The organism is Dankookia rubra, assembly GCF_004355005.1.
In the GTDB taxonomy this organism is placed as follows: domain Bacteria; phylum Pseudomonadota; class Alphaproteobacteria; order Acetobacterales; family Acetobacteraceae; genus Paracraurococcus; species Paracraurococcus ruber_A.
This window is the reverse complement of the sequence record NZ_SMSJ01000018.1, coordinates 43,306-69,929: the sequence shown is the minus strand read 5'-3', so window position 1 is coordinate 69,929 and position 26,624 is coordinate 43,306. Positions and strand designations below refer to the sequence as shown.

The 26,624-nt window shown below is 71.4% G+C and carries 25 protein-coding genes; 14 read left to right on the top strand and 11 right to left on the bottom strand.

The genetic code is table 11. From position 1 onward, the window contains the following. Positions 1-65 precede the first annotated feature (65 nt). A complete protein-coding gene (locus E2C06_RS15480; protein ID WP_165982411.1) occupies positions 66-1,151 on the bottom strand; it encodes an SbmA/BacA-like family transporter in 1,086 nt (361 codons plus the stop codon). 126 nt (positions 1,152-1,277) lie between these two features. Between E2C06_RS15480 and recO the strand changes: the two genes are divergently transcribed. From recO to E2C06_RS37595, 4 genes are all read left to right on the top strand, one after another. Further along, positions 1,278-2,015, top strand: a complete 738-nt coding sequence (recO, locus tag E2C06_RS15475) for a DNA repair protein RecO (protein ID WP_133289510.1) — start codon at positions 1,278-1,280, stop codon at positions 2,013-2,015. A 38-nt stretch (positions 2,016-2,053) separates the two neighbouring features. Next, entirely contained in the window at positions 2,054-2,545 is a 492-nt protein-coding gene (locus E2C06_RS15470; RefSeq protein WP_133289509.1) for a hypothetical protein, read from the top strand. A gap of 70 nt (positions 2,546-2,615) precedes the next feature. Beyond that, complete coding sequence (gene parC / locus E2C06_RS15465; RefSeq protein ID WP_133289508.1) at positions 2,616-4,931, top strand: DNA topoisomerase IV subunit A; 2,316 nt, start codon at positions 2,616-2,618, stop codon at positions 4,929-4,931. Positions 4,932-5,209: 278 nt separating this feature from the next. Then, complete coding sequence (locus E2C06_RS37595; RefSeq protein WP_165982410.1) at positions 5,210-5,383, top strand: hypothetical protein; 174 nt, start codon at positions 5,210-5,212, stop codon at positions 5,381-5,383. A 36-nt stretch (positions 5,384-5,419) separates the two neighbouring features. On the opposite strand, the gene E2C06_RS15460 is transcribed toward E2C06_RS37595, so the two are convergent. The 3 genes from E2C06_RS15460 to E2C06_RS15450 all read right to left on the bottom strand — a co-directional run bounded on the left by E2C06_RS15460 (position 5,420) and on the right by E2C06_RS15450 (position 9,037). Continuing rightward, positions 5,420-5,794 carry a DUF202 domain-containing protein gene (locus E2C06_RS15460; RefSeq protein WP_133289507.1) on the bottom strand — a complete coding sequence of 125 codons (375 nt, stop codon included), beginning with the start codon at positions 5,792-5,794 and terminating at the stop codon, positions 5,420-5,422. 31 nt (positions 5,795-5,825) lie between these two features. Then, on the bottom strand, positions 5,826-6,593 hold the full coding sequence (locus tag E2C06_RS15455; RefSeq protein ID WP_133289506.1) for an arginyltransferase: 768 nt from the start codon (positions 6,591-6,593) through the stop codon (positions 5,826-5,828). Between the two features lie 83 nt (positions 6,594-6,676). After that, positions 6,677-9,037, bottom strand: coding sequence for a penicillin acylase family protein (locus E2C06_RS15450; RefSeq protein ID WP_241671301.1), 2,361 nt, complete (start codon positions 9,035-9,037; stop codon positions 6,677-6,679). 154 nt (positions 9,038-9,191) lie between these two features. On the opposite strand from E2C06_RS15450, the gene E2C06_RS15445 reads away from it, so the two are divergent. Continuing rightward, positions 9,192-10,241 carry a zinc-dependent alcohol dehydrogenase family protein gene (locus E2C06_RS15445; protein ID WP_133289505.1) on the top strand — a complete coding sequence of 350 codons (1,050 nt, stop codon included), beginning with the start codon at positions 9,192-9,194 and terminating at the stop codon, positions 10,239-10,241. A gap of 43 nt (positions 10,242-10,284) precedes the next feature. On the opposite strand, the gene E2C06_RS37590 is transcribed toward E2C06_RS15445, so the two are convergent. From E2C06_RS37590 to E2C06_RS15430, 4 genes are all read right to left on the bottom strand, one after another. Then, entirely contained in the window at positions 10,285-10,446 is a 162-nt protein-coding gene (locus E2C06_RS37590) for a hypothetical protein (RefSeq protein WP_165982409.1), read from the bottom strand. A gap of 429 nt (positions 10,447-10,875) precedes the next feature. Further along, a complete protein-coding gene (locus E2C06_RS15440) occupies positions 10,876-11,196 on the bottom strand; it encodes a hypothetical protein (RefSeq protein ID WP_133289504.1) in 321 nt (106 codons plus the stop codon). Between the two features lie 5 nt (positions 11,197-11,201). Then, positions 11,202-12,713, bottom strand: coding sequence for an aldehyde dehydrogenase family protein (locus tag E2C06_RS15435; protein ID WP_133289503.1), 1,512 nt, complete (start codon positions 12,711-12,713; stop codon positions 11,202-11,204). A gap of 179 nt (positions 12,714-12,892) precedes the next feature. Beyond that, complete coding sequence (locus E2C06_RS15430; RefSeq protein ID WP_133289502.1) at positions 12,893-13,588, bottom strand: GntR family transcriptional regulator; 696 nt, start codon at positions 13,586-13,588, stop codon at positions 12,893-12,895. Positions 13,589-13,767: 179 nt separating this feature from the next. Between E2C06_RS15430 and E2C06_RS15425 the strand changes: the two genes are divergently transcribed. The 5 genes from E2C06_RS15425 to E2C06_RS15405 all read left to right on the top strand — a co-directional run bounded on the left by E2C06_RS15425 (position 13,768) and on the right by E2C06_RS15405 (position 19,967). Next, positions 13,768-15,279: a malonyl-CoA decarboxylase gene (locus E2C06_RS15425; RefSeq protein WP_133289501.1), complete on the top strand. Its 1,512-nt coding sequence runs from the start codon at positions 13,768-13,770 to the stop codon at positions 15,277-15,279. A gap of 30 nt (positions 15,280-15,309) precedes the next feature. Further along, positions 15,310-16,635, top strand: a complete 1,326-nt coding sequence (locus tag E2C06_RS15420) for an SLC13 family permease (RefSeq protein ID WP_133289500.1) — start codon at positions 15,310-15,312, stop codon at positions 16,633-16,635. Between the two features lie 72 nt (positions 16,636-16,707). Beyond that, complete coding sequence (locus tag E2C06_RS15415) at positions 16,708-17,913, top strand: CaiB/BaiF CoA transferase family protein (RefSeq protein ID WP_133289499.1); 1,206 nt, start codon at positions 16,708-16,710, stop codon at positions 17,911-17,913. Positions 17,914-18,057: 144 nt separating this feature from the next. Further along, a complete protein-coding gene (locus tag E2C06_RS15410) occupies positions 18,058-18,897 on the top strand; it encodes an alpha/beta fold hydrolase (RefSeq protein ID WP_133289498.1) in 840 nt (279 codons plus the stop codon). Between the two features lie 71 nt (positions 18,898-18,968). Further along, positions 18,969-19,967, top strand: a complete 999-nt coding sequence (locus E2C06_RS15405; RefSeq protein ID WP_133289497.1) for an alpha/beta fold hydrolase — start codon at positions 18,969-18,971, stop codon at positions 19,965-19,967. Between the two features lie 140 nt (positions 19,968-20,107). On the opposite strand, the gene E2C06_RS15400 is transcribed toward E2C06_RS15405, so the two are convergent. The 3 genes from E2C06_RS15400 to E2C06_RS15390 all read right to left on the bottom strand — a co-directional run bounded on the left by E2C06_RS15400 (position 20,108) and on the right by E2C06_RS15390 (position 23,291). After that, positions 20,108-20,899 (bottom strand): SDR family NAD(P)-dependent oxidoreductase, encoded by a 792-nt coding sequence (locus E2C06_RS15400; protein WP_133289496.1) that lies wholly within the window; start codon positions 20,897-20,899, stop codon positions 20,108-20,110. A 74-nt stretch (positions 20,900-20,973) separates the two neighbouring features. Continuing rightward, positions 20,974-21,993, bottom strand: coding sequence for a porphobilinogen synthase (gene hemB / locus E2C06_RS15395; protein WP_133289495.1), 1,020 nt, complete (start codon positions 21,991-21,993; stop codon positions 20,974-20,976). Then, the gene (locus tag E2C06_RS15390) at positions 21,990-23,291 is read right to left on the bottom strand and encodes an O-acetylhomoserine aminocarboxypropyltransferase/cysteine synthase family protein (RefSeq protein ID WP_133289494.1); all 1,302 of its coding nucleotides are present in this window, start codon (positions 23,289-23,291) and stop codon (positions 21,990-21,992) included. The genes hemB and E2C06_RS15390 overlap by 4 nt, the downstream gene beginning before the upstream one ends. A 190-nt stretch (positions 23,292-23,481) precedes the next feature. Between E2C06_RS15390 and E2C06_RS15385 the strand changes: the two genes are divergently transcribed. The 4 genes from E2C06_RS15385 to glyA all read left to right on the top strand — a co-directional run bounded on the left by E2C06_RS15385 (position 23,482) and on the right by glyA (position 26,545). Further along, positions 23,482-24,318, top strand: coding sequence for an acyltransferase family protein (locus tag E2C06_RS15385; protein WP_133289493.1), 837 nt, complete (start codon positions 23,482-23,484; stop codon positions 24,316-24,318). Beyond that, positions 24,243-24,566, top strand: a complete 324-nt coding sequence (locus tag E2C06_RS37585) for a hypothetical protein (protein WP_165982408.1) — start codon at positions 24,243-24,245, stop codon at positions 24,564-24,566. Before E2C06_RS15385 ends, E2C06_RS37585 begins: the two co-directional genes overlap by 76 nt. A gap of 201 nt (positions 24,567-24,767) precedes the next feature. Next, positions 24,768-25,220, top strand: coding sequence for a ribose 5-phosphate isomerase B (gene rpiB / locus E2C06_RS15380; protein WP_133289492.1), 453 nt, complete (start codon positions 24,768-24,770; stop codon positions 25,218-25,220). 23 nt (positions 25,221-25,243) lie between these two features. After that, on the top strand, positions 25,244-26,545 hold the full coding sequence (gene glyA, locus E2C06_RS15375) for a serine hydroxymethyltransferase (protein WP_133289491.1): 1,302 nt from the start codon (positions 25,244-25,246) through the stop codon (positions 26,543-26,545). Positions 26,546-26,624 lie beyond the last annotated feature (79 nt).

Sequence of the window (26,624 nt, the reverse complement as noted above, 5' to 3'; positions counted from 1 at the left end):
GCCGATGTCCGAGGCGCCTGAAGGAGGAGAAACTAGGGGGGGATAGGTTTTTCCGCCGAGCCCTCCTACTCCGCGGGCACCGGCAGGGCGGCCGCCGGCAGCCGTGCCTCCTGCTCGGCAAGCGCCGCCTCCAGCGCCAGCACGCGCTCGGCCGAGGCACCCCAGGTGGCGATGCGCTCCATGCTGGTCACCGGCCAGGTCAGCGCCGCGGCCAGCTGCTGGAAAGCCTGGGCGCCCTGCATCAGCCCGCCGAGGGTCATCACGCCCTGAAAATAGCCGGGCAGGCCGGCGAGGATGGGAAAGGTCGTCGTCACCCGACCATGCCCGGCATTGTAGCCGGCCAGCCGCGCCATGCTGCGGGTCTGGCCGTCCCAGGTCCGCCCGACCATGGCGAAGAGCGGCCGCAGCCGGTCCATGCCGCCGCGCCGCGCCGCCGACGGGCTGTCCCGTAGATGCACCAGGGCGACGCGGAACTCGGCCTCGGCGGCCTGCCGCCGGTCCGTCGCCGGCACCAGCGGCCGTCCCAGCGCGAAGGCGGCGACGCCGCTGACCAGGGCGTAGAGCAGCGCCAGCCAGACCAGGTAGCCGCTGATGGTCACGTCGCGGCCGAACAGGTGGAAGGTCGGGCTGCCGGACAGCTCCCAGAGCAGCCCGCCGAAGACGACCAGCAGCAGCGTCGCCTGCCAGAGCGAGCCGCAGAGCTCGACCGCCTCCTCGGTGGCGATGCGGATGTCCTCGGCGATGCGGCCGTCGATGTTGGCGGCGCCCGGGTCGGTCTCGGCCGGGGCGGCGCGGTGCAGCCAGGCGCCGGCCAGGCGATCGGTCAGCCAGCGCCGCCAGCGCAGCTGCAGCGCCCGCCGGCAGGTCAGGTGCAGCCCGGATTGCAGCCCGAAGCCGAGCACGAGGGCGGCGAGCACCGCGCATTGCGCCGGCAATTCCGTCGCGGCGCGGCGGTCCAGCACGTCGAAAAGCTCGCCCAGCCATGTGTTGAACCGGACCGAAAGGGCGATCTCCGCCGCGGTCAGGCTGAACAGGATGGCGGTCAGCGCCACCGCCTGCCAACGGGTCGGGCCGGACCAGAAGCCGCCGGCCAGCCCGGCGAAGCGGAACGGCAGGGGGCGCAGGCGGGCCAGCTCCTCGGTCTCCGCCATCGTGCTCGGTCCCCCGCTCTCCCGAATGATGGAACAATGCGGACCGGCCCCGGGTTGCTCCCGACCGTTGCCGCAATGCAGCGCGCACGGTGTCCTGAAGCGCACGGCTTCCCATATGATCCCGCGATGGAATGGCAGGCCCCCGCCGTGGTGCTGGACGCCCGCCCGCTCGGCGAAAGCGGCGCGGTGGTCTCGCTGCTGACCGAGGCACACGGGCGGCATGCCGGCCTCGCCAAGGGTGGCGCCTCCCGCGCCCAGGCGCCCGTCTGGCAGCGCGGCAACCTGGTGGAGGCGCGCTGGGTGGCGCGGCTGCCCGACCAGCTCGGCGCCCTGACCGGGGAGCTGGTGCACCCCGCCGCGGCGCTGGCGATGGAGGACCCGCTGGCCCTCGCCTTGCTCTCGGCCGCCTGTGCCGTGGCCGAGGCCGCCCTGCCGGAGCGGGAGCCGCATCCGCGCTGCTTCCAGGGGCTGGTCTCGCTGGTTGCCCGCCTCGGCAACGGCGCCGGACCGCTGCTGCCGGACTATGTGCGTTGGGAGGCGGAGCTGCTGACGGAGCTCGGCTATGGCCTCGACCTCGCCCGCTGCGCCGCGACCGGCACGGCGGAGGACCTGGCCTGGGTCTCGCCCCGCACCGGCCGGGCGGTCTCGGCCGTTGCGGGTGAGCCCTGGCGGGACCGGCTGCTGCCGCTGCCGCGCTACCTGCTGGGGCAGTGGGGCGGGGAGGGGCCGCCGGAATGGCTCGCCGGCCTGCGGCTGACCGGGCATTTCCTCTCGCGCGACGTTTTCGGCGACCGGCCGGGCGGGCTGCCCCAGGCGCGGGCGATGCTGGCCGATCGGGTGGGCGCGCTGGGCGCCGGGTTGTGATAAGTTTTCAAAGGTTCACCCGCAGCGGGAGGCGGCGCGTGCCGGCCAGTCGCGTCACACCCTTGCTTTGCCTCGCTGCCATTGGTCTGGCTGACCTCGGCCTGGCTGCCATGCCGGCAGATGCCGCGCCGGACCAGGTTTTCCCCACCCCCTCCGGCACCTTCATCGACCTCGCCCCGCCCGCCGGGCAGGGGCCGGTCCGGCTGGCCGTCGCGCAAGTGGTCCGCATCGGCCGGCTGCAGGGCGAGACGGTGATCGACACCGCCGCCTGGGTGCAGCAGCGCACCACCGAGCCAATGGAGAGCCTGGTCCGGCGCCTCGCCGCCGCCGGGCTGCGGCTGGTGCCGCTGACCGACCCGAGCGGCCAGCGCACCTGGCTGGCGGCCGAGCGCATCGTGCTGATCCGCGGCTCCGAGGCCCGGCATGCCGAGGGCGCGCGGACCGCGCTGGTCATGGTCGGGCTGCTCTATACGCGGGACGTCGCGGTGCGGGAGACGGTCGAGGAGGTCATGGCGGCGCTGGCCCGCTGACGCCATGGCGGTGGCGCCGGGCGCCCCGACCGGCTAGAAGGGAGGGGAACGAAGCGCGAATCCCTGACCCATGCCCGACCAGACCAAGGCCCCGCCCGCGTCGCCGGACGGCGGCACCATCAAGGACCAGACGCTGGCGACCGCCCTGTCGGAACGCTACCTGGCCTATGCCATGTCCACCATCATGTCCCGTTCCCTGCCGGATGTGCGGGACGGGCTGAAGCCGGTCCACCGCCGGCTGTTGTGGGCCATGCACCAGCTCAAGCTGGACCCGGCGGCGGGCTTCAAGAAATGCGCCCGCATCGTCGGCGACGTGATGGGCAAGTACCACCCGCATGGCGACGCGGCGATCTATGACGCCATGGTGCGGCTGGCGCAGGAATTCGCCGCCCGCTACCCGCTGGTCGAGGGCCAGGGGAATTTCGGCAATATCGACGGCGATAACGCCGCGGCCATGCGCTACACCGAGGCGCGGCTGACCGAGGTCGCCCAGGCCATGCTCCAGGGGATTGACGAGAACACCGTCGATTTCCGCGCCACCTACGATGGCGAGGAGCAGGAGCCGGTGGTCTTGCCGGCGGCCTTCCCGAACCTGCTGGCCAACGGCGCCAACGGCATCGCGGTCGGCATGGCGACCTCCATCCCGCCGCACAATGCGGGTGAGCTCTGCGCCGCCGCCCTGGCGCAGCTGCAGGTCTTCCGCGACCGGAAGCTGGGCCTCGAGCAGGTGGCGCTGCATGCGGACGGCACGGCGCGGGCCGAATTCCTCGATGCCTCGCTCGCGCCGATGCTGGCGGCGATCCCCGGCCCCGACTTCCCCACCGGCGGCGTTCTGGTGGAACCGCCCGAGGCGATCCGCGAAGCCTACCGCACGGGACGCGGCGGCTTCCGGCTGCGCGCGCGCTGGGAGAAGGTCGCCGCGAAGAACGGCACCTGGCACGTCATCGTCTCCGAGATCCCCTACCAGGTGCAGAAGGCCAAGCTGATCGAGCAGATCGCCGCCCTGCTGGAGGAGAAGAAGCTCCCGCTGCTCGGCGACATCCGTGACGAGAGCACCGACATCGTCCGCCTGGTGCTGGAGCCGAAGAGCCGCACGGTCGACCCGGCGGTCATGATGGAGACGCTGTTCCGCGCGACGGACCTGGAAACGCGGCTGCCGCTCAACATGAACGCGCTGGACGCCGAGCGCACGCCGCGGGTGATGGGCCTGCCCGAGGTGCTGTGGTCCTGGCTGGAGCACCGGCACGTCGTGCTGGTGCGGCGGACCGAACATCGCCTGGCGGCGATCGCCCGGCGGCTCGAGATCCTCGACGGCTACCTCGTTGTCTATCTCAATCTCGACGAGGTGATCCGCATCGTCCGCGAGGAGGACAAGCCGAAGGAGGCGCTGATGGCGACCTTCTCGCTGACCGAGCTGCAGGCCAACGCCATCCTCGACATGCGGCTGCGCGCGCTGCGCAAGCTCGAGGAGATGGAGATCCGCCGCGAGCACACCAAGCTCAGCAAGGAGCAGAAGGGCCTGCAGGCGCTGATGGGCTCCGAGCCCAAGCGCTGGGCAGCGATCGAGGCGGAGATCGAGACGACGCGGAAGGCCTTCGGCGATGGGCCGCTCGGCACCCGCCGGACCGAGACGGGGCGGCTGTTGCCGGCGGTGCTGGTCGACGAGGCCGCCTTCGTCGAGCGCGAGCCGATCACCGTCATCCTCTCGGAGAAGGGCTGGATCCGCGCGCAGAAGGGCCATGTCGCGCCAGAGGCCGAGCTGCGCTTCAAGGAAGGCGACCAGCTGCACACCTGGGTACATGCCCAGAGCACCGACCGCGTCGTGCTGTTCGCCACCAACGGCCGTGCCTATACGTTGAAGGCCGAGACGATCCCGCGCGGCCGCGGCGACGGCCAGCCGGTGCGGCTGATGGTCGACATGACCAACGAGGACACGATCATCCGCATGTTCGTGCATGCCGAGGGCCACCGCTTCCTGGTCGCCGCCACCGATGGCCGCGGATTCCTGGTGAAGGGCGAGGACCTGCTGGCGGAGAAGCGCACCGGCAAGCAGGTGCTGGTGACCGAGCCGGGCAAGGAGGCCGCGGTCTGCGTCGAGGCCGAGGGCGACCATGTCGCGGTCATCGGCACCAACCGCAAGCTGCTGGTCTTCCCGCTCGACCAGGTGCCGGAGATGGCGCGCGGCCGCGGCGTGCAGCTGCAGAGCTACAAGGACGCGGACACGATCTTGGCCGACGTGAAGGTCTTCACCCGGAAGGAGGGGCTGACCTGGATGCTGGGCGACCGGCAGCGGCTGGAGACCGACCTGACGACCTGGCGCGGCAACCGTGCCGGGGCGGGCAAGGCGCCGCCGAACGGCTTCCCGAAGAGCGGGCGGTTCGGGTAGGCCCGACGCCCTCGCAGCCTTGTTCCGCCCGGCGCGGCGGGGCGGCTGCTGGTCTTGGTCGCCGACGCGCGGTCCCGTCGCCGCATCGCCCACCCGGCGGGCGGTCCCGGCCGCGCCAGGCGAAAGGGAGACGGCGCCAGCCGCATCCGGCGCCGGCCGTCGCCGCGGGTGACGGCGCCCTGTTATCCCGGCTCGCCCGGGACGATCGGCGGAATGCCGGGTTTGCGCGTGCCTGAACGCAAGCACCGCGAGGCGTCGAGCGCGGGGAGCGGGTCCCGATGTTCGGCGACGACGCCGCCTATGCCTTCTCCACCATCACGATCGCGCAGGCCACTGGCGCCTCCCGCCTCGACGGCATCAACGACCACGGCGATATCGTCGGGAATTCCGACATGATGCTGGCGCCCGCCGCCTTCCTCGTCACGCCCGCGCGGCACGGCCACAGGGACTGACGAGCCGCGGGATCGGCGCAGCCTGGCGGGTGGTGTTCAGCCGCCGCCCGTCCGGCCGAACCAGACGCCGAGCAGCGCCCCGAGCGCCACCAGCAGCAGCCCGCCATTCACCACCGCAAGCACCCCGGGCGGGATGCGCCAGACATCCGATCGCGCCGGCGAGTCATGCCCCGGCCGGAGGTCGCGCCAGACCGCGACGGCGAAACAGAAGCCCGAGAACAGCACCAGCAGGGAGGCGAAGAACAGGATCGCCCATTCCGGCAGGGTGCTGCCGAGCGAGGTCTTCGCCCCGACGCCGGCCGCGAGCGAGACCAGCCCGGTGCGGACCCAGGCCGCATAGGTGCGCTCGGCCGCCAGCACCGTGCGGTCGGCGGCATAGGGGACACGGGGGTCGTCGCTGGCATCCGGCATGCGGGGGCAACGCCGCAGCGGCCCATCGGTGCTACCCGGCGGTCACCGGCACCATGGCGCTCTCGGCCGGCACCATGCTGTCCTCCAGCACCCGCCAGGTACCGCCGACCAGCACCTCGCTCGGCCGGTAGCGCGACTTGTAGGACATCTTCCGGCTCTCCGGCACCCAGTAGCCCAAGTAGACGTAAGGCAGCCCCAGCGCCCGGGCCCGCGCGACCAGCCAGAGGATGGCCCAGGAGCCCAGGCTGCGCCGCGCCTCGGCCGGGTCGAAGAAGGAATAGACCGCCGAAAGCCCGTCGCTCAGCCAATCGGTCAGGCAGGCGCCCAGCAACCGGTCCTGGCCGTCGCGGAACTCGATCATGCCGGTGGTGATCGGGGTGTCCTCGACCATCGCCCGGTAGTCGTAGAAGCCCATAGCCGCCATGTCGCCGTCGCCGTGCCGGGCCTGCTGGTAGCGCTGGAAAAGCTGGAACTGCTCGGCCGTGGCGCGCGCCGGCATCTCGAAGCCGGCGACGTCGGCGTTGATCTTGTTCAGCTTGCGGTGCGCCCGGTTGGGCTCGAACTGCGGGACCAGGATACGGATCGGGATGCAGGCGGCGCAGCCGGGGCAGACCGGCGAATAGGCGATGTTGTGGCTGCGCCGGAAGCCGGCGCGCGACAGCCGGTCGTGCAGCGCCTCCGCATCCGGGCCGGTCAGCTCGGTCACGATCTTCCGCTCCGTCCGGCCCGCCAGGTAGGGGCAGGGCAGCGGGGCGGTGGTGTAGAAGAACTGTGGACGGCGGGTGGGGCGGTGCAGCATCGGCCTGGAAGGTTCGACGGGGACAGTGTCGGGGGGGAAGCCGCTGAAATCAACCGCTTCGGCGCAACGGGGTTCGCCCTACATCAAGGAGTGAGCGTAATGCGGCCCTCCAGCGCCTCGGGCGCCTTGCTGAGCGCCTGCATCCGGCCATCCCGCCAGGCTGCCAGCAGGTCGCCCCAATGGCGGGAGGCGGGGTTGCCGGACTGCCCGGTGGCGATGATCGCCAGTGTTGCATCGGGGTCCGCCAGGTCCGCCACCAGCCGCAGCCCGGCGCCATGGACATGGGTGAAGGGGTCTGGCCCATAGCCGCGGATGCCGCCGCGGGAGACGGTCCATTCGTCGCCCCCGGTCGGCGCGGCAAGGCCGGTCAGCCAGCCGAGCCCGGGCAAGGCGCGCAGCAGCGGGTGCTCGAAGCGCGCGACATGCAGGGCGCCCCAGCGCCAGGCGGCGGGATCGGACCCCTGGGTCGCGGCCAGAGCCGCCACCGCCTCCTCCAGCGCCCTGCCGGCCAGCACGGCGCAGTCGCCGGCGCACCAGGCGGCCCCGGCGCCGTCGGGCGAAAGCAGCAGGCGGAGGAAGGCGGCGCGCGGCGTCCAGGCGCCCTCCGGCACCCCGCCCGCTGCCAGGGCAAGGTCACCGAGCCGCTCGATCCAGGCATTGAAGACCAGCCCCTCCGGCCGGTCGGCCCGGACGTTGCCGTCCCAGGCCAGCAGCAGGTCGAGCGCCGTGCCGGCCGCTCCCGCCGGCCGCGGCAGCCGGCGCAGCAGCGCCCGCGGCCCCAGCAGGTCGCGGGCGAAGATCGAGACGGTATCGACCTGCATCGCGGCGAAGCCTGCCGCGTCGTGCCGCGGCCGGTCCCCGAGCATTTCCCCGATGCGGCGGAAGCGCCCGTCATCCGGCCAGTCGCGGCCGAGATAGACCGGGCCGTCCGGCGGGGCGGGGCGGTTGTTGGCATTGGCGATGGCGCCGCCGGCGGGATCCTCGAGATGCGGCATGGCGTCGTAGGGCACCCAGCCCGTCCAGTCATGGCTGCCGTCCCAGCCCGGGGCCGGCAGGCTGCCGTCGCCGGCGCGGCGGGCCGGGGTGCGGCCGGTCAGGAACATCCCGATCCGCCCGGCCCGGTCGGCGACCATCAGGTTCTGCGGCGGGCTGCTGATCAGCGCCGCGGCGCTGCGCGCCTCGGCCAGCGACCCGGCGCGGTTCAGCGCCAGCAGCCCGGCCGCGGCGCTGTCGGCCGGCGCCAGGTTGGCCATGGCGACGGCCAGCACGCGGTCGGCGGGCGGCGCCTCGTCGAGGTCGGAGATCACCGGACCGTGCCGCGTCTCCCGCACGCGGAGCACCACCGGGGCGGCGCCGCGTACGCGGATCACTTCCTCCCGCACCGCGAATGGCTTCGGGCCGTCCGGCGTCTCGTAGGCGTCGGCGCCGGCCAGGCGCTCGATAAAGACGTCCTGGGTATCCGACTGGGTCGTGGTGACGCCCCAGGCGAGGTCGGCATTGCGGCCGATCACCAGGAAGGGCACGCCGGGGCTGGTAGCCCCGGCCAGCATCCGGCCGCCGCCGAGGTCGATCCGCGCGAGGTACCAGAGGACCGGCGCCTGGAAGCCGAGATGCGGGTCGGAGGCCAGCAGCGGCGCGCCGGAGGTTGAGCGCCCCGCGCCGACCGTCCAGGCATTGCTGGCGGAGCCGGGCAGGGTGCCGGGTTCCGGGAAACGCGGCAGGGCGGCGGCGAGGCGGCCGAGATGGCCGGGATCGAGCCCCGCGAGATCGGGCCGGCCCGCGGTCGTGTCCTCCGGCCAGAGCTCACGCTGCCGCGCCTCCGGCAGGATCGCCGCCAGCCGGGCGCGGTCGAGCTCCGCCCGCCAATTGCCCGATAGCCAGATGCCCATGATCTTGGCCCAGTAGAGGCTGTGCTCGGGGCGCCAGGGCTCCGGCGCGCCGAGACCCAGGAATTCGGGCGCGGCGAAACGGCCCCGCTCGGCGATCCAGGCATTCACCCCGGCGGCATAGGCCTCCAGCAAGGCCCGGGTATCGGCCGGCAGGGCCTCGAGGTCGGCGGCCGCGCGGCGGGCAAGGCCCAGCGCGCGGGCGAAGCGGTCGGCCCTGAGCGTCGCCGGTCCGGCGAGTTCCGAGAGCCGCCCGGCGGCGCCGCGCCGCATCAGGTCCATCGCAAAGATCCGGTCGCGCGCATGCAGCCAGCCGAGCGCCATGGCGGCATCCGCCTCGGTGCCGGCGGCGATGCGGGGGATGCCGTGCGCATCGAGCGTGACGGTGACGCGGGCGGCGAGGCCGGGCAACCGCAACGTGGCGTCGCGTGCCGGGACGGTCCACCAGACCGCGCCGGCGATCCCACCCGCGGCCAGCAGCACCAGCACCAGGGCGCCGAGCAGCAGGCGGCGCAGCCAGCGCCAGCCGCGCGGGGCATGGGTCACGCCGCCGAGCACGCGATCGGATGGATCATGGCCTCCGACCTAGCGCAACGGCACCGCCGGCGTCCATGCGCCATGGCTTTCGCCGCGCGCGTCGTGAAGACGGGTTTCGTCCCGCGCCGGGTCGCCCTAGCATTCCCGGCAAGAACCGAAGCCATGGAGGAAGCCAATGCGCGGAGTCTGTTTCACCGGTGACCGTGAGCTGGAGATCCTCTCCTTCCCCGACCCCACGCCGGGCTTCGGCGAGGTGGTGCTGGAGATGAAGGCCTCCGGCATGTGCGGCAGCGACCTGAAGCAGTATCGCCGGCCGCGCGGCGTGCGGCAGAACAACGGCCTGGCGACGCCGGAAGGCCCGACCATCGCCGGCCACGAGCCCTGCGGCGTGGTCGCAGCCATCGGCCCCGGCGTCGACCCGCGCCTAGCCCGCGAAGGCGCCCGGGTCATGGTGCATCACTACCAGGGCTGCACCACCTGCGGCCATTGCCGCACCGGCTGGCAGCAGCTCTGCCAGAAGACCTCGGTCAAGGTCTACGGCAACAACGCGCATGGCGGCCACGCGCAGTACATGTGCGTCCCCGCCAATACCCTGGTCCCGCTGCACGAGGCGCTGACCTTCCAGGCGGGCGCTGCGATCTCCTGCGGCACCGGCACCGCCTGGGGGGCGCTGCGGCGGATGAACATCTCCGGCAACGACACCATCGCCATCTTTGGCCAGGGGCCGGTCGGGCTTTCGGCCACGCAGCTCGCAACGGCAATGGGCGCGCGGGTCATTGCGCTCGATATCTCGCCGCAGCGGCTGCAGCGCGCGAAGGAGTTTGGCGCGGCCGAGACCATCAACCCGTCCAATGCCGACCCGGTCGAGGCGATCCGCGAGCTGACCCATGGCCTCGGCGCGGAGCTGACGCTCGACACCTCCTCCTCGCCACAGGCACGAGTCCAGGCGATCCGGTCGCTGAAGGTCTGGGGCACCTGCTGCTTCGTGGGCGAGGGCGGCGAGGTGACGATCGACGTCTCGCCCGACATGCTGCGGCGGCAGGCGACCGTCGTTGCCTCCTGGACCTTCTCCAGCGTGGGGCAGGAGAAATGCGCGCAGTTCATCGTTGACCGCGGGATCAAGGTGGACGACCTCTTCACCGAAACCTGGAAGCTCGACCAGGCGGAGGAGGCCTACAAGCTGTTCGACCAGCAGAATACCGGCAAGGGCGTCTTCCTGATCTGAGCAGCCTGCGGGCGCCGTTCTTCACGGGCGGCCCGGGTGGGGGTCAATCCGCCACCCGGGCCATCCGCTCCGGCTGGTCCAGCGAGGCGACGTGGTCCGGCAGTACCGCGACACAGGCGCCGACGACGAAGAGCCAGAAGCCGATGGCGCCGGCCGCGAGCAGCGCCGGCTCGGCGGGCTTGCGGCGATGGGAATGCTGGGTCATCCGGGGGCCTCCTTGCGCGGGCAGGATCGCCGGATCCGGCGTGCCTCACCGTGCTGTACGGCACCATCTGACGAGCGGATGCAGGATATCCCGCCCGTCGCTAGTTTCCACCCTGCTGCCCACGGTCATTCGCCGAGCCGGAGCGCTAGATCCATCGCCGCGACGTGCACCGGCGTGGCAACCACTTCGAGGCCGCAGAGCAGAAGCACGACGGGCAGGGCAATCAGGACCGCGAGACGCCGCCCCGGAGCGCGATCCGCTGCTGGCGCGGGTACCGGCGGGCAGGGAACGGGTTGCGGCTTTATCGGTGGCATCTCCATCCCGGTATTCGGAACGGTTGCGATGGATCGGGTCGGGCCGGGCGCGCCGTGCGGCAACGCACAGACGCGCCGCATCACTTGCTGCATGCGCCGGCCCGCGCCCGGTTGGTCAGCCGCAGAGCACCCGGTCGACCCGGCCGTCGCGCAGCAGCAGCGTCGCCCGCTCGGGGCGGTAGTCGCGGGTCATCGGCGCGCCCGGCCCCGCGACCCGCAGTGTGCGGATGCCGGGCATCCGCTCGATCGCGGCGACCGCCGCCGCCTCGGTCAGCCCGGCCAGGGCCGGGAACTCCGATTCATAGGCGGCGCAGCCGCCGCTGCCGGGCGCGCCCTCGGTCTGCGCCGAGGCGGCACCAGCGAGCAGGCACATGGCCGCGGCGAGCACGCCCGGCCGCAGCCGGGGCGCGTCACGCCGCCGCGCGACCCGGGCCATGAGCGTCAGCCCATGTTCACCATGATCGTCTTCTTGTGGGTGAAGTGCTCCAGCATCGCCTCGAGGCTGGCCTCCTTGCCGAGACCGCTCGACTTCACGCCGCCATAGGACAGGTTGGCCTGCACCACGAGGTTCTGGTTGATCTGCACCAGGCCCGCCTCCAGTCGGTGCGCCAGGTCGAGCCCAACCTTCAGGTTGTTGGTCCAGAGGCTGGCGGCCAGGCCGTATTCGCTGTCGTTGGCCTCGGCCAGCACGGCTTCCGGCTCGTCGAAGGGGGCGATGACGGTGACCGGGCCGAAGATCTCCTCCCGCACCAGCCGGCTGTCGGCGCCGAGGCCGGTGAAGATGACGGGCTGGATGAACAGGCCCTTCTTCAGCGCCGGGTCGGTCGGCATGGCGGAGCAGACATGCGCGGTGGCGCCGGCGGTCCCGGTGCCCTCCTCGATGAAGCCGCGCACCTTCTCGAGCTGGCCTTCCGAGACGATGGTGCCGATATCGGTCTTCTCGTCCAGCGGGTCGCCCATGACCATCCGGTTCACGGCATCCTTCATGGCGGCGACGAAGCGGTCGAAGATTGGCCGTTCCACGTAGATGCGCGAGGCGGCGGTGCAGCTCTGGCCCTGGCGGGTGAAGCGCATCGAGGTCAGCGCGCCGGAGACGGTCTTCTCGAAGTCGCAATCGGCGAAGACGATCATCGGCGACTTGCCGCCGAGCTCGAGCGTGACGGGGATCAGCTTCTCCGCCGCGGCGCGCGCCACGATCTTGCCGGTCTCGACACTGCCGGTGAAGGTCACCTTGCGGACCTTGGGGTGGGCCACCAGCGGTGCGCCGCATTCCGGGCCGAAGCCGGACAGCATGTTGAAGCAGCCGGGCGGCAGGATGCGGTTCATCAGCTCGCAGATGCGCAACACCGCGAGCGGCGCCTCCTCGGCCGACTTCACCACCACCGTGTTGCCTGCCACCAGCGCCGGCGCGACCTTCAGCGCCATCAGCAGCATCGGCACGTTCCAGGGAATGATGGCGCCGACGACGCCGAGCGGCTCCCGCACCGTCACGCTCAGCACGTTGGGCGCGAAGGGCACGCTCTCGCCCTTCAGCTCGCTCCCGAGGCCGCCGAAGAACTCGAAGACGTCGGCGACGACGCCGGCCTCGACGCGGCTCTCGGTGCGCAGCGCCTTGCCGGTCTCGAGCGCGATGAGGCGCGCCAGCTCCTCCTGGTGCTCCTTCAGCAGGGCGGCGCAGGCATGCACCATGGCGCCGCGCTTGCGGGCGGGGACCTTGGCCCATTCTTTCTGCGCGCGGGCAGCGGCCTGCACCGCCACGTCGACGTCGTCGGCATCGCCCTCGGCGGCACGGGCAACCTCGATGCCGGTCGCCGGGTTCACCACGGCGAAGCTGCGGCCGTTGCGGCCCGGGACATAGCCGCCGCCGACGAAGTGGAAGCCCGACAACGCCTTGGCCAGCGCGAAGGGGTCGAGGCAGGGATCGGCGGGGGTGGGGTGCGGCCGGTCGAGCATTGGGGGTTCCTCCCGAAACGGAATCTGGCGGTATGGCTGGCCGCAAGATGATCGCGGCGCGCCGGGGCGGCAAGCCTCGGGCGGCGGGTCGCGGCCGTGGTTCGGCATGCCGCCCCAGGGCCGCCGGCATGCACGGCGGATGCACCGCGCCGGGCGGTGCCGCCCGCCGGCGGCCCGCGTCAGCCAGGCGCCCGCATCGTGCTGGCCAGGCTCGCCCCGGCGGTCAGCATGTGCGCCCGCATCTGCCGCCCGGCCTCCTCGCCGTCGCCGCGCAGCACTTGGTACAGCACCGCCTCGTGCTCGGCGAAGCTGCGGCGCAGCCGGTCCTCGCCGAGGAATTGCGCGCGGCGGAAGGGCGCCAGCCGCAGCCGCAGCGCCTGGGCGTGCTCGGCCAGGAAGGCATTGTGGGTGCAGCGATAGATCGCAGAGTGGAATTCCCGGTTCAGCGCGTCGTAGCCGCCGACATCGCCGGCGCCGACCGCGGTGGCGGACCGCTCGTGCAGCGCCTGCAGCGCGAAGCGCTCCGGCGCAGTCATCCGGTGGGTTGCGAGCCGGGCGCACATCGCCTCGGTCTCCGCCATGACCTCGAACATCTCGCCCAGGCGTTCCAGGGTGAGGGCGGCGACCCGGACGCCGCGGCGCGGCTCGATCGTCACCAGGCCAGCGGCGGCCAGTTCGCGCAGCGCCTCGCGGACCGGGGTGCGGGAGGCGCCGAAGCGCTCCGCCGCCTGCTGCTCCTCGATCTCGGTGCCGGGGGCGAGGCGGCCGGTGATGATGTCCTCGCCCAGGGCGACACGGATCGTCTCGGCCAGCGTCGTGGCGGCGGCGGCGAGGGGGACGATGTTGGCGTCTTCGGCGTTACGCCCACGCGACATGAAGCTTGCCTCCCGCTGCCGTCCCGATCGGCCGCCGGGGTGATGATGCCCGCGGCCGGGGCGGTGGTCGAGCCTCGATGAATATACCGAATAGGAGAAATCTGCGGGTTGAGCATACGAAAATCTTGTGAAACATAGTCTGTGAATACTGAGGGGCAATGCCGCCCCGGGGAGAGCGCATGCAGGATGCCGCGACGCAGGTCACGCCGGACCCGGACGCCACGCCGGCCCCCACTGCGGGCCCCACGGGGGTTTCCGAAACCCGGGGCTGGCTGGAACGGCTCTGGTCCAACATCGCCGATCGCGGCCGCGCCTATGCCGATGTCCCGGGCCCCGGCCTGCCGCCGCTGGAGCGCGCCCGCCGGCTGACCAAGGCGATGCTCTCCGAACGTGGCGAGGCCTCGGGCGCCGCCGTAGCGCGGGAACTGCAGGAGAGCCTCGCGGCGCTCGGGCCCGAGGACCGGCTCGCCTTCTTCCGCTTCCTCGCCGAGGGCTTTACCCCGGACGGCGGGAAGCTGCGGAGGGCGGCCGAGGCTTGGCTGGCAACGCCGAGCGCCGAGTCCGCCGCCCGGCTGGCCGATGCCGCCGAGCCGCCGCGCCAGGAGCTTCTCCGGCGAATGAACATGGCTCCCGGCGGCACCGCGGCGCTGGTCCGGATGCGGGAGGAGCTGGGCGGCCCGGCCCGGCAGGATCCAGTGCTGAAGCTGCTCGATGCCGATCTGCGGCATCTGTTCGCGTCCTGGTTCAACCGCGGCTTCCTCGAGCTGCGCCGGATCGACTGGCAGACCCCGGCCGCGGTGCTGGAGAAGCTGATCCGCTACGAGGCGGTGCACGAGATCCAGGGCTGGGAGGACCTCCGCCGCCGGCTGGAGGCCGACCGCCGCTGCTTCGCCTTCTTCCACCCGGCCCTGCCGGGGGAGCCGCTGATCTTCGTCGAGGTCGCGCTGGTCCGCGGCATGGCGGAGGCCGTGCAGCCGCTGCTGCAGCGCGACCAGGCACCGGCCAGCGCGCGGGAGGCCGATACCGCGATCTTCTATTCCATCTCCAACTGCCAGGAGGGGCTGCGTGGCATCTCCTTCGGCAATTTCCTCATCAAGCAGGTGGTGGAGGAGCTGAAGGCCGAGCTCCCCCAGCTCACCCGTTTCGCCACCCTCTCGCCTGTGCCGGGCTTCCGGCGCTGGCTCGAGCGGCAATTGGCCAGCCCGCCGGAGGGCGGTCTGTTCCGGCCGGAAGAGGCCGCGGCCTTTGGCGGGACTGATCCGGTCGAGGGCTTCAAGGCGGTAACGGCCGGCGCCTGGTGGGAGGACGAGCCGCGCCGGGAGGCGCTGCGCGCGCCGCTACTGCGGTTGGCCGCGACCTACCTGACCCGGCCGAACAGCGGCACCGGCGGCATCGACCCGGTGGCGCGCTTCCACCTCGGCAACGGTGCCCGGCTGGAACGCATCAACTGGCTCGGCAATACCGCCAACCGCGGCATGCGCGAAAGCTATGGTGTGATGGTCAACTATCTCTACGACCCTGACGCCATCGAGGCCAACCACGAGGCCTTCGTCCATTCCGGCCAGGTGGTCCGCTCCGCCGCCGTCGACGGGCTGTTGTCGCTGCCGCGGGTGACCCCGGCCGCGCCCTCGCGTTCCGCCCTCGCGCGGCTGCTTGGCGGCGAGGAAAAACCGGCCCCGAAACCCAACTGAGCGACGACGCCGACCCGGGAGGAAACAAGGATGTCCCCGCAGACCGGCTCGATCCTGGGGCTCGTCGTGATGTTCATCGTCGCCACCGCACTGCCGATCAACATGGGCGCGCTGGCGCTGGCGATGGCCTTCATCATCGGCACCCTGGCCGTCGGCATGTCGTCAAGCGCGATCATCGCCGGCTTTCCCGGCGACCTCTTCGTCACGCTGGTCGGCATAACCTATCTATTCGCCATCGCGCAGAAGAACGGCACCATCGACTGGCTGGTGCATCAGGCAGTGCGGGCCGTCGGCGGGCGGATCGCGGCGATCCCCTGGATCATGTTCGCGGTGGCCGCGGCGCTGACCGCGGTCGGCGCCGTCTCGCCGGCCGCCTGCGCCATCCTGGCGCCCGTCGCCCTGCAATTCGCCCGGGCCTATGCGATCAGTCCGCTGATGATGGGCCTGCTGGTGATCCACGGCGCCCAGGGCGGCGGCTTCTCCCCCATCTCCATCTATGGCGGCATCACCAACCAGGTCGTGGCGCGGTCCGGCCTGCCGGTGGGAGAGGTCTCGCTCTTCCTCGCCAGCCTCGGCTTCAACCTGCTCTGCGCGCTCGGCGTCTTCTTTGTCTTCGGCGGCGCGGCGCTGCTGGGGCGACGGCAGGTCGCGCCGGTGGCGGCCGGGGGCGGGACTGCGGTCACCCATATCGAGATCGAGGGCCATGGCAGTGCCGCCGACGCCAGCATCGCCGCGCCGACGCATCCCGCCACGGCGCGGCTCGACCTGCAGCAGATGGCGACGCTGGTCGGCCTCGGAGCGCTGGCGGTGGGTGCGCTGGCCTTCGGGTTGAATGTCGGACTGGTGGCGGTGACCGTCGCGGTGGCGCTGACCCTGCTGGCGCCAAACGAGCAGAAGGGCGCGGTCGACAAGATCGGCTGGTCCACCATCCTGCTGGTCGGCGGGGTCATCACCTATGTCGGCGTGCTGCAGAAGTCGGGCGCGATCGACAGCGTCGGCCAGGGCGTCTCCGGCATGGGGGCGCCGCTGCTGGCGGCCTTGCTGCTCTGCTACATCGGCGGCGTGGTCTCGGCCTTCGCCTCCTCAGTGGGCGTGCTCGGCGCCATCATCCCGCTGGCGGTGCCCTTCCTGCAGCAGGGGCAGATCGGCACGGGGGGGATGATCGCCGCGCTCGCCGTGGCCTCAACCGTGGTGGACGTCTCGCCCTTCTCGACCAACGGCGCGCTGGTGGTGGCGAATGCGGCGCCGGAGGAGCGGGACACGGTCTACCGGCGTTTCCTCATCTACAGCATCCTTGTGGTGCTGGCCGGGCCGCCGCTGGCCTGGCTGCTGTTCATCGTGCCGGGATGGATGTAGGCGGGGTGGCTATGAAGCCGCGGCGCACTGGTGCATGAGACGCGTGAGATTCGATCGAAAGGGGAGTGGACGATGCAGGACAATAGCGGCCCGCTGAAGGGCATCCGCGTACTCGACCTGACGCGCGTGCTGGCCGGCCCGACCTGCACCCAGATGCTCGGCGACCTCGGCGCCGAGATCATCAAGATCGAGCGGCCCGAGGCCGGCGACGACACCCGCGGCTTCGCCCCGCCCTTCATCCCGAACACCAAGGAATCCGCCTACTTCGTCGGGGTGAACCGCAACAAGAAGTCTGTCACCGTCGATATCGGCAAGCCTGAGGGCCAGGCGCTGATCCTGAAGCTGCTCGAGCACTGCGACATCCTGGCGGAGAACTTCAAGGTCGGGGCGCTTGCCAAGTACGGCCTGGGCTACGAGCAGCTGAAGCTGAAATTTCCGAAGCTGATCTACTGCTCCATCACCGGCTTCGGCCAGACCGGCCCCTATGCGCCGCGTCCGGGCTATGACGCGCTGATCCAGGCGATGGGCGGCGTGATGTCGCTGACCGGAGAGCCCAAGGGCTCGCCGCAGAAGGTCGGCGTGCCGGTCGCCGACCTGTTTGCCGGGCTCTATGGCTGCATCGGCATCCTTGCCGCGCTGAACCACCGCAACGCGACCGGGGAGGGGCAGCAGATCGACATCGGCATGCTCGACACCCATGTCGCCTGGCTGGCCAACCAGGGCATGAACTATCTCGCCACCGGCGAGAACCCACCCCGGCTCGGCAACCAGCACCCGAACATCGCGCCCTACCAGGAATTCCCGACCAAGGACGGCTACATCATCCTGGCGGTCGGCAACGACCCGACCTTCGAGCGCTTCTGCAAGGCCACGGGCCAGGAACACCTGTTGTCGGACCCGCGCTTCGCCACCAACCCGATCCGCGTTGCCAACCGCGACCACGTGACGGCCACGCTGACGCCGGTCATGCAATCGAAGACCACGGCGGAATGGATCACGCTGCTGGAGGCGCAGAAGATCGGCTGCGGCCCGATCAACACGCTGGAGCAGGTCTTCGCAGACCCGCACGTCATCGCCCGTGAGATGGTGGTGGAGATGCAGCACCCGACCGGCGAGCCGGTGAAGGTCATCGCCAACCCGGTGAAGCTCTCCGCCACCCCGCCGACCTATCGCAGCCCGCCGCCGGTGCTGGGCCAGCACACCGGGGAGGTGCTGGGCGGCCTGCTGGGAATGACCGAGGCCGAGATCGCCGGGCTGCAGCAGAAGGGCATCACCTGATCCCGGCCGCGCCGGCGTGCCTTCCCGGCGCCCCGACGCCGGGCTAGATACATGAAAAGGGAAGGAAACATCCGTTCGGCTCCCGGCGCGGACTGCGCCGGGGCATCACGGCCGCCGGACAGCCGGGACGAGACGGGGATTTCCATGCGTCGCCACCAACTGCGTTACCTGCTGCCGCAAGGCTTCTTCGCCCTGGCCTGGACCGAATGGGGCCCGGAGGACGGCCTGCCGGTCCTCTGCGTCCATGGCCTGACCCGCACCGGGCGCGACTTCGACTCACTGGCCGCGGCGCTCGCGCTGGAAGGGCGACGGGTGCTCTGCCCGGACCTGCCGGGGCGCGGCGCCTCCGACCGACTGCCCGATCCGGCGATGTACGTCCCGCCGACCTATGTCGCTGCGCTGTCGCACCTGCTGGCGCGGCTGGACGGGCCGGTGGATTGGGTCGGCACCTCGCTCGGCGGCATCTGCGGCATGGTGGTGGCGGCGACGCCGGGCCACCCGGTCCGCCGGCTGGTGCTGAACGACATCGGCGCCTTCGTGCCGAAGGAATCGCTCGCCCGGATCGGCGACTACCTGGGCGAAGTGGGCGATTTCGCCGACCTGCCGGCCCTCGAGACCTATCTGCGGACGGTGCATGCGCCCTTCGGCGTGCTGACCGACGCCGAGTGGCGGCACCTGGCCGAGACCTCCGCACGGCCCGGGGCGGATGGGCGCGTCGCGCTGCACTACGACCCGGCGATCGCCGCGCCCTTCCGCGGCGCCGAGCCGGTGGACATGGACCTTTCGCCGATCTGGACGCGGGTCACGGCGCCGGTGCTGCTGCTGCGGGGGGTCGAGAGCGATCTGCTGACAGCCGAGACGGCGCGGGCAATGGCCAAGCGCCCCGGCGTCCGGCTGGCGGAGATCCCCGGCTGCGGCCATGCCCCGGCACTGATGGACCCGGGCCAGATCGGCCTGATCTCGGACTTCCTGTCGACCGTTTGAACCCGCGGACCCGTCAAGACAGACGGCGGTCATGGGGGAATACCTTCCCCCAGTCCTGCGTTGCCGCTTGCATGGTCCCTTTCCACCCCCGCCCCCCCTGGCTGACCGGTCGTCTGCAGACCATCCGCGCCCTGCGCTGGCCGATCCCCGCATCGCTGCCAGGCGGCCACCGGCTTTGGCTGCCGCTGGCTGATGGCGATGCCCTCGCTGCCATGCTGCATATCCCGGAGACCGCGCATCCAGGGCCGCTGGCGGTGCTGGTGCACGGCCTTTGCGGCTCGGAGGACGACCCCTATCTGCGGGAAGCGGCACAGGGCTTGCTGCGGCGCGGCTTCCGCGTGCTGCGGCTGAACCTGCGCGGCAGCGCCCTGAGCCAGCCGCGCAGCACCAGCCACTACCATCTCGGCCGGTCGGAAGACCTGGCCCAGGCGCTGACGGCGCTGCCGGCCGCTCTGACCGGGGAGGGGGTGGTGATCGCCGGCTGGTCGCTCGGTGGCGCGCTGACGCTGCTGCTGCTGGGCCGGGCGGCGGAGATCCCGGGCCTGCCGCGCATCCTGGGCGGCGCCGCGATCTCCCCGCCGCTGCAGCCCGAGCTGGCGCATGCGACGATCGACGCCGACCCGATCCTCGGCCGCGTCCTGCTGGCGCAGTACCGGCGGGAGGTGCTGGCGGTGCCGGCGCGCGACCTGCCGCCGGTACTGCGCCAGGCGGCGCGGGAGGCTGCCTCTCTGCAGGAATTCGAGGCACGGGTGACCGCGCCGCGCTTCGGCTACCCGTCCTATGGCGTGTTCTGCGAGGTGAACCGCCCGGCCGCGATGCTGCCGCGCATCCGCGCGCCCACGCTGGTGATGCTGGCCGCGGACGATCCGCTGGTGCCGCTCGGCTCGATGGAGGGGATTGCGTGGTCGGGCTGCCCGGCGGTGCTACCGCTGCCGGTCTCCGGCGGCGGGCATTGCGGCTTCTGCGACTGGCGGGCGGAGGCGATGTCGGTCCGGGCGATCGGCGGGTTCTTCGAGGGGGCGGCGGCGGGGCGGGACCTGCCGGTCGCCGCGCTCGGCCAGGCGGCCTAGGCGTCAGCCCATGCAGTGTCGGGGAGACGGTGTTCTCCCCGAACCCTTCACCGGCATGCTGCGAGTTGGCACCCGGCGCGCGACGACAGCCAACGCACCGACAGGAGGGGACATCTTTCCTTCCCGGCCCTTGCCGTCGCTCAGAAGCCCGGCCGCGGGGTCAGCTCCATCATAACCTGATCCAGCCCGCCATCGACCAGGATCTCGCCGCCGTTTACGTAGGAACTGCGCGGGCTGGCAAGGAAGACCACCGCATCGGCGATGTCCTGCGGCGCGCCGATGCGCCGGCTCGGCAGCATCCGCTCGCGCCGCTCCTTCACGTCGGGTTGCTGGTAGAAGGCTTCCGACATCGGGGTGCGGATGAAGCCGGGGCTGACCACGTTGCTGCGGATGCCGTCCGGCCCCCATTCCAGCGCGAGCTGGCGCGACAGCATCGCCGCGGCCGCCTTGGATGCGCTGTAGGCGCCGCTGCGCGGCTGCGGGTTGGTCGCGGCGATCGAGGCGATATGCACCATCGCGCCGCCGCGGCCGATCATCTGGTGGCGGAAGGCCTGGGCACAGAGCAGATAGCCGGTGAGGTTCACGTTGAGCAGCGTGTTCCATTCCTCGAGCGGCAGCGTTGCCAACGAGCCCGGCCGCAGGATGCCGGCATTGTTCACCAGGATATCGGCGGCGCCGAGCCGGTCGGAACTGGTCAGCGCGGCATCGGCGATGCTGCCCTCGCTGCCGGTGTCGCAGAGGATCGCGGTGACCCGGCCGCCGGCGTCGAGCAGCTGGCGCTCGAGCGACTTCAACGCATCGAGCTCGCGGTCGAGCAAGGCGACCGCGCAGCCCGCCTCGACGAAGGAGGTGGCGATGGCGCGGCCTATGCCGCCCGCGGCGCCGGTGACGACGGCGATCTTCCCGCCGAGGCCCAGCCAATCATTGTTCATATTTCCGGCTCCCCATCCCGGCGCATGAGACGCACCGCGACGGGGCAGGTCAAGGGGAGGGGGGCCGCGCCTCCTCAGCCCGTGCGCAGCAGCTGCGCGGCCTGCACGGCGAAATAGGTCAGCACGCCGTTGGCGCCGGCGCGCTTGAAGCCGAGCAGGCTTTCCAGCATGGCCCGGTCGTGCTCGAGCCAGCCGTTATTCACGGCCGCCATGATCATCGCGTATTCGCCGCTGACCTGATAGGCGAAGGTCGGCACGCCGAAGCGGTCCTTCACCCGGCGGACGATGTCGAGATAGGGCATGCCCGGCTTGACCAGGACCATGTCCGCGCCCTCGGCAAGGTCGAGCGCGACTTCACGCAATGCCTCGTCCGTATTGGCGGGATCCATCTGGTAGGTCTTCTTGTCGCCGCGCAGCGCCTTGCCCGACCCGACCGCGTCGCGGAAGGGACCATAGAATGCGCTGGCATACTTTGCCGCATAGGACATGATCCGCGTGTCGATCAGCCCGCGGGCGTCGAGCGCCTCGCGGATCGTACCGATGCGGCCATCCATCATGTCCGACGGCGCGATCACGTCGATGCCGGCCTCGGCCTGGTTCACCGCCTGGGTGACGAGGATCGAGACGCTGTCGTCATTGTGGACATACTCGCCGGCCCGCGTGTCGCGGATCACGCCGTCATGCCCATGGTCCGTGTAGGGGTCGAGCGCCACGTCGCCGACCAGGCCGAGATCGGGGAATTCCCGCTTCAGCAGGCGCGCCGCACGGCACATCAGGTTCTCGGGGTTGAGCGCCTCGGTGCCCTCGGCATCCTTGATGCCGGGCGGCGTCATCGGAAACAGCGCGATCGCCGGGATGCCGAGCGACGCCGCCTTCTCGACATGCCCCGCAAGCCGGTCGAGCGTGACCCGCACGACGCCGGGCATCGAGCCGACATCGGTGGTCTGGCCGCTGCCCTCGCGGATGAAGATCGGCCAGATCAGGTCGTCGACGCTCAGCGTGTTCTCGGCGACCAGCCGGCGGGTCCAGGCGTCCCGCCGGGTGCGGCGCATGCGGGTATTGGGGAAGCTCCCCGTGGGCGTGCCGATGCTCATGCTGCTGCCTTCAGGGCCTGGTCCAGGTCGGCGATGATGTCGTCGATATGCTCGATGCCGATGGACAGGCGGACATAGCCCGGCGTCACGCCGGTCTGCGCCTGCTCCTCGGCCGAGAGCTGGCTGTGGGTGGTGCTGGCGGGGTGGATCGCCAGCGACCGTGCGTCGCCGATATTGGCCACGTGGTAGAACATCTGCAGCGCGTCGATGAAGCGCTTGCCGGCCTCCATCCCGCCGGCCAGCTCGAATCCCATGAGGCTGCCATAGCCGCCCTTCAGGTAGGCATCGGCGCGGCGCTTCGCCTCGCCGCCCTGCAGGCTGGGGTGGATCACCCGCGTGACGCCGGGCTGCTCGGCCAGCCAGCCGGCGACGCGGATGGCATTGGCGCAGTGGCGCTCCATCCGCAGCGGCAGGGTTTCCAGCCCCTGGATCGCCATGAAGGCGTTGAAGGGGGTGGTCGCGGCGCCAAGGTCGCGCAGCAGGCAGGTGCGCATCCGCAGGATGTAGGCGATCGGGCCGAGTGGCTTCACCGCCTCCGTCCAGACCGCGCCGTGGTAGCTCGGGTCCGGGCTGTTCAGCGTGGGGAAACGTGCGCCGCCGGCCTCCCAGTCGAAGTTGCCGCCATCAGCGACGATGCCGCCGATGCTGGTGCCATGGCCGCCGATGAACTTGGTGGTCGAGTGCATCACCACCGCGGCGCCGTGCTGCAGGGGCTTGCAGAGGATGGGGGCGGCGGTGTTGTCCATGATCAGCGGCACGCCGAGCTTGCGGCCGATGGCCGCGACCTCGGCGATCGGGAAGACCTGCAGCTTCGGGTTCGGCAGGACCTCGGCGTAGTAGGCGCGGGTGCGGGCATCGGTCGCCCGGGCGAAGGCCTCGGGGTCCGTCGGGTCGACGAAGCGGACCTCGACACCCATCTGCTTCATCGTATTGGCGAAGAGGTTCCAGGACCCGCCATAGAGGTCGGTCGAGGAGACGATGTTGTCGCCCGGGCCGGTCAGGTTCAGCACGCAGAAGGCGGTGGCCGACTGGCCGGAGGCGACGGCCAGCGCCGCGACGCCGCCCTCGATCGCCGCCACCCGCGTCTCCAGCGCATCCTGGGTCGGGTTCATGATGCGGGTGTAGATGTTGCCCAACTCCTGCAGCCCGAACAGCCGCGCCGCATGGCCGGTGTCCTGGAACTGGAAGCTGGTGGTCTGGTGGATCGGCACGGCGACCGAGCCGGTGGTTGGGTCGGCCCGGTGGCTGCCGCCGTGCAGGGCCAGGGTCTCCGGGCTCGTCCAGACGGGCTTCGACATGCTGGGTCTCCGTATTCTTTCGCGGGATCTCGCGGGCGTTTCCGGCGCAGTCGTCGCATTTCCGGCGGCATCGCGGAAGGGGCGCCGCCGCTCGCCCGGTGGTGTAGCGCACTAATGGCGTCGTGAAGGTACCTGGGGCTGTTACGACCTTAGATTGACCGCACCGAACGGGCCGGCGGGACCGAGGGGAATGGGCGCGGAAAAAGGCGAGCAGGCGGGCGGGGGCGCGGCGCCCCGGGTCCGAAAGGAAAGGCTGGCCTGGCCGGACCTCGCCCGTGGTGCCTGCATGGTGCTGGTGGTGCTGCTGCATATAGACCATGCGCTGCGTCATATCGGTCAGAATGACGAATACCTGCACCTGCTGAACGAGCTCTTGGTGCCGCTGCGCCAGCCGCTGTTCTTCCTGATCTCGGGCGTGCTGGGGGCGGGCATCCTGTCGCGCGGGGCGCGCGGCGTGCTGGTCCACCGGGTCGGCCGCTATCTCTGGCTGCTGGTGCTCTGGTGGGCTTTGGGGCGCTTCCTGCAACTCCGGCTCGACGCCTTCGGGCCGCCGGGGATGGAGCCGATCTTCACCAGCCCGCCCAACCTGGCCCGGTTGTTCGCCACGGCGCAGGACGATCACTGGTTCTTCTATGCGCTGGCGACCTTCTTCGGCCTGGCGGTGGTCCTGTCCCGGCTGCCGGGCTGGCTGCACGCCGCCGTCGCGCTGCTGCTGGCGGTGCCGGGGCTGCTGGACTGGGGCGGGCCAGCGGCATCACCGCCATCGACCAGCTCTGGTACTACCCGTTCTTCGCCTTGGGAGCGAGGCGCTCGGCTTGGCTTTGGGCGCTGGCGCCGCGGCTCGGCGCCTGGCCGGCGCTGCTGGGCATCGGGCTGCTCTGGGCCTTGGCGACGCGTTACGCGGTGCGGGTCGACCCGCTGCTCGGCACGCCGGTCACCGCGGCGCTGGCCATGCTCGCGGTGCCGTCGGGGCTCGGCTTGGCGGTGCGGCTGGCGGCCTGGGGCGGACCGGCGGCGCGCGGGCTGATCCTGGTCGGCCGCAACACCCTGCCGATCTACGTGCTGCACCCGCTGGTCATGCGGGTCTTCTTCCTGGCCTTCCACCGGCCCGAGGCGCTGCCGAGGACCGCCTGGGTCCTGCTGGCGACGGGAACGGCGGTGGCCGTGTCACTGCTGCTGGGGCGGGTCCTGGGCCGGATTCCCGGCCTGTTCGGCCTGCCGCCAATACCCGCCGGGCTGGCCGGGATGCTGCGGCCGGCGCGCGACCCGGCCTGATCCGGCCCAGCTTGGTCCGGCCGAGCCTGGTCCCGGCCGGCGGCGCCGTCGCCTGCATGGCCGCCTTGCGTAGGGCGGCAGTGGCGCAACCGGCATCCCGCTGCCATCTCGCGGGCAACGAACGCCCAGGCCCCCGGAGGGGGAACACAAACCTTGGGGGTTTGCCATCGCCCCACCCCCTGTGCATGGTAGGTCTGCATCATGAGCCCCGCGCCCCTCACCATCGCCATTGGCGGCGACCATGCCGGACTGCCGCTGAAGGCCATCCTGCAGGAAGCCCTGGCCGCCGCCGGGCATGCCGTGGTCGATTTCGGCACCAATGCCACCGCCAGCGTCGACTACCCGGATTTCGCCCACCAAGTCTGCGCCGCGGTCGAGGCGGGCAGGGCCGCTTTCGGCGTGCTGGTTTGCGGCACCGGGATCGGCATGCAGATTGCCGCCAACCGCCATGCCGGTATCCGCGCCACGGTCCTGCACGGCACCACCGAGGCGCGGCTGACCCGCGCCCACAACGACGCCAACGTGGCCTGCTTCGGCGCCCGGACCACCGGGCCGGAGGTGGCGCTGGACGCCCTGGCCGCCTTCCTGGCCACCGCATTCGAGGGCGGCCGCCACCAGCGCCGCCTCGACAAGATCAACCCGCCCGTCTCCTGACCGCTTTTCCCAGGGCCGATCCGATGAACGAGACCACCGCCTACCGCATCCCCGAGCGCTTCTTCTCCGCCTCCCTCGCCGAGGCCGACCCGGAACTGGCCGCCTCGATCGGCCAGGAACTCGGCCGGCAACAGGACGGTATCGAGCTGATCGCCTCGGAGAACATCGTCTCCCGGGCGGTGCTCGAGGCCCAGGGCTCGGTCATGACAAACAAGTACGCCGAGGGCTATCCCGGCCGCCGCTACTATGGCGGCTGCGAATATGTCGACGTCGCCGAGACCCTGGCGATCGAGCGGGCGACCAAGCTTTTCGGCTGCGGCTTCGCCAATGTGCAGCCGCACAGCGGCGCCCAGGCCAACCAGGCGGTCTTCCTCGCCCTGCTCCAGCCCGGCGACGCCTTCATGGGCCTCGACCTTGCCGCCGGCGGCCACCTGACGCATGGCTCGGCCGCCAACCTGTCGGGCAAGTGGTTCAAGCCGGTGCCCTACACGGTCCGCCGGGAGGACCAGCGGATCGACATGGCGGAGGTCCGCCGCATCGCGCTGGAGAACAAGCCGAAGCTGATCATCGCCGGCGGCTCGGCCTATGCCCGGGTCTGGGACTTCAAGGCGTTCCGCGAGATCGCCGACGAGGTCGGCGCCTGGTTCATGGTCGACATGGCGCATTTCGCCGGCCTGGTGGCGGGCGGTGCCCACCCGTCGCCCTTCCCGCACGCGCACGTGGCGACGACCACGACCCACAAGACCCTGCGCGGCCCGCGCGGCGGCATGATCCTGACGAACGACGAGGCTCTGGCCAAGAAGTTCAACAGCGCGGTCTTCCCCGGCCTGCAGGGCGGCCCGCTGATGCATGTGATCGCCGCCAAGGCGGTCGCCTTCGGCGAGGCGCTGAAGCCCGAATTCCGCAGCTATGCCCGCGCCGTGGTCAGCAATGCCGCCGCGCTGGCCGAGGAGCTGAAGCGCCAGGGGCTCGACCTCGTCACCGGCGGCACCGACAACCACCTGCTGCTGGTCGACCTCCGGCCGAAGACGCTGACCGGCAAGGCCTCCGAGGCGGCGCTGAACCGCGCCCACCTGACCTGCAACAAGAACGCGATTCCCTTCGACCCGGAGAAGCCGATGGTGACCTCGGGCGTCCGCCTGGGCACCCCGGCCGGCACCACGCGCGGCTTCGGCGAGGCGGAGTTCCGCGTGGTCGGCAGACTGATCGGCGAGGTGCTGGACGGGCTGGCCCGGGCCAACGACGCCACGGCCAACTCGGCGGTGGAGGAGGGGGTGAAAGCCCGCGTCCTCACGCTTTGCCAACGTTTTCCCATCTACAAGTGAGGCAGGGGCCGGCCGGGTCACGCCGCCGTGCCCTGCGGCGCTCCGGCGATCGGGCGGCCGGCGCCCAGGACCTGACAGG

Excerpts from the sequence above, each read along its gene's own strand:
- E2C06_RS15455 (WP_133289506.1), bottom strand. The coding sequence starts at position 6,593 with ATGCTGCACCGCCCCACCCGCCGTCCACAGTTCTTCTACACCACCGCC.
- E2C06_RS15410 (WP_133289498.1), top strand. The coding sequence starts at position 18,058 with ATGCGTCGCCACCAACTGCGTTACCTGCTGCCGCAAGGCTTCTTCGCC.
- E2C06_RS37590 (WP_165982409.1), bottom strand. The coding sequence starts at position 10,446 with ATGACCCAGCATTCCCATCGCCGCAAGCCCGCCGAGCCGGCGCTGCTC.
- E2C06_RS15415 (WP_133289499.1), top strand. The coding sequence starts at position 16,708 with ATGCAGGACAATAGCGGCCCGCTGAAGGGCATCCGCGTACTCGACCTG.
- E2C06_RS15425 (WP_133289501.1), top strand. The coding sequence starts at position 13,768 with ATGCAGGATGCCGCGACGCAGGTCACGCCGGACCCGGACGCCACGCCG.
- E2C06_RS15435 (WP_133289503.1), bottom strand. The coding sequence starts at position 12,713 with ATGCTCGACCGGCCGCACCCCACCCCCGCCGATCCCTGCCTCGACCCC.
- E2C06_RS15430 (WP_133289502.1), bottom strand. The coding sequence starts at position 13,588 with ATGTCGCGTGGGCGTAACGCCGAAGACGCCAACATCGTCCCCCTCGCC.
- E2C06_RS15405 (WP_133289497.1), top strand. The coding sequence starts at position 18,969 with ATGGTCCCTTTCCACCCCCGCCCCCCCTGGCTGACCGGTCGTCTGCAG.
- E2C06_RS15480 (WP_165982411.1), bottom strand. The coding sequence starts at position 1,151 with ATGGCGGAGACCGAGGAGCTGGCCCGCCTGCGCCCCCTGCCGTTCCGC.
- E2C06_RS37595 (WP_165982410.1), top strand. The coding sequence starts at position 5,210 with ATGTTCGGCGACGACGCCGCCTATGCCTTCTCCACCATCACGATCGCG.
- E2C06_RS15420 (WP_133289500.1), top strand. The coding sequence starts at position 15,310 with ATGTCCCCGCAGACCGGCTCGATCCTGGGGCTCGTCGTGATGTTCATC.
- E2C06_RS15445 (WP_133289505.1), top strand. The coding sequence starts at position 9,192 with ATGCGCGGAGTCTGTTTCACCGGTGACCGTGAGCTGGAGATCCTCTCC.
- E2C06_RS15440 (WP_133289504.1), bottom strand. The coding sequence starts at position 11,196 with ATGGCCCGGGTCGCGCGGCGGCGTGACGCGCCCCGGCTGCGGCCGGGC.
- E2C06_RS15460 (WP_133289507.1), bottom strand. The coding sequence starts at position 5,794 with ATGCCGGATGCCAGCGACGACCCCCGTGTCCCCTATGCCGCCGACCGC.
- glyA (WP_133289491.1), top strand. The coding sequence starts at position 25,244 with ATGAACGAGACCACCGCCTACCGCATCCCCGAGCGCTTCTTCTCCGCC.
- rpiB (WP_133289492.1), top strand. The coding sequence starts at position 24,768 with ATGAGCCCCGCGCCCCTCACCATCGCCATTGGCGGCGACCATGCCGGA.
- hemB (WP_133289495.1), bottom strand. The coding sequence starts at position 21,993 with ATGAGCATCGGCACGCCCACGGGGAGCTTCCCCAATACCCGCATGCGC.
- E2C06_RS15400 (WP_133289496.1), bottom strand. The coding sequence starts at position 20,899 with ATGAACAATGATTGGCTGGGCCTCGGCGGGAAGATCGCCGTCGTCACC.
- recO (WP_133289510.1), top strand. The coding sequence starts at position 1,278 with ATGGAATGGCAGGCCCCCGCCGTGGTGCTGGACGCCCGCCCGCTCGGC.
- E2C06_RS15385 (WP_133289493.1), top strand. The coding sequence starts at position 23,482 with ATGGGCGCGGAAAAAGGCGAGCAGGCGGGCGGGGGCGCGGCGCCCCGG.
- parC (WP_133289508.1), top strand. The coding sequence starts at position 2,616 with ATGCCCGACCAGACCAAGGCCCCGCCCGCGTCGCCGGACGGCGGCACC.
- E2C06_RS15390 (WP_133289494.1), bottom strand. The coding sequence starts at position 23,291 with ATGTCGAAGCCCGTCTGGACGAGCCCGGAGACCCTGGCCCTGCACGGC.
- E2C06_RS37585 (WP_165982408.1), top strand. The coding sequence starts at position 24,243 with ATGCTCGCGGTGCCGTCGGGGCTCGGCTTGGCGGTGCGGCTGGCGGCC.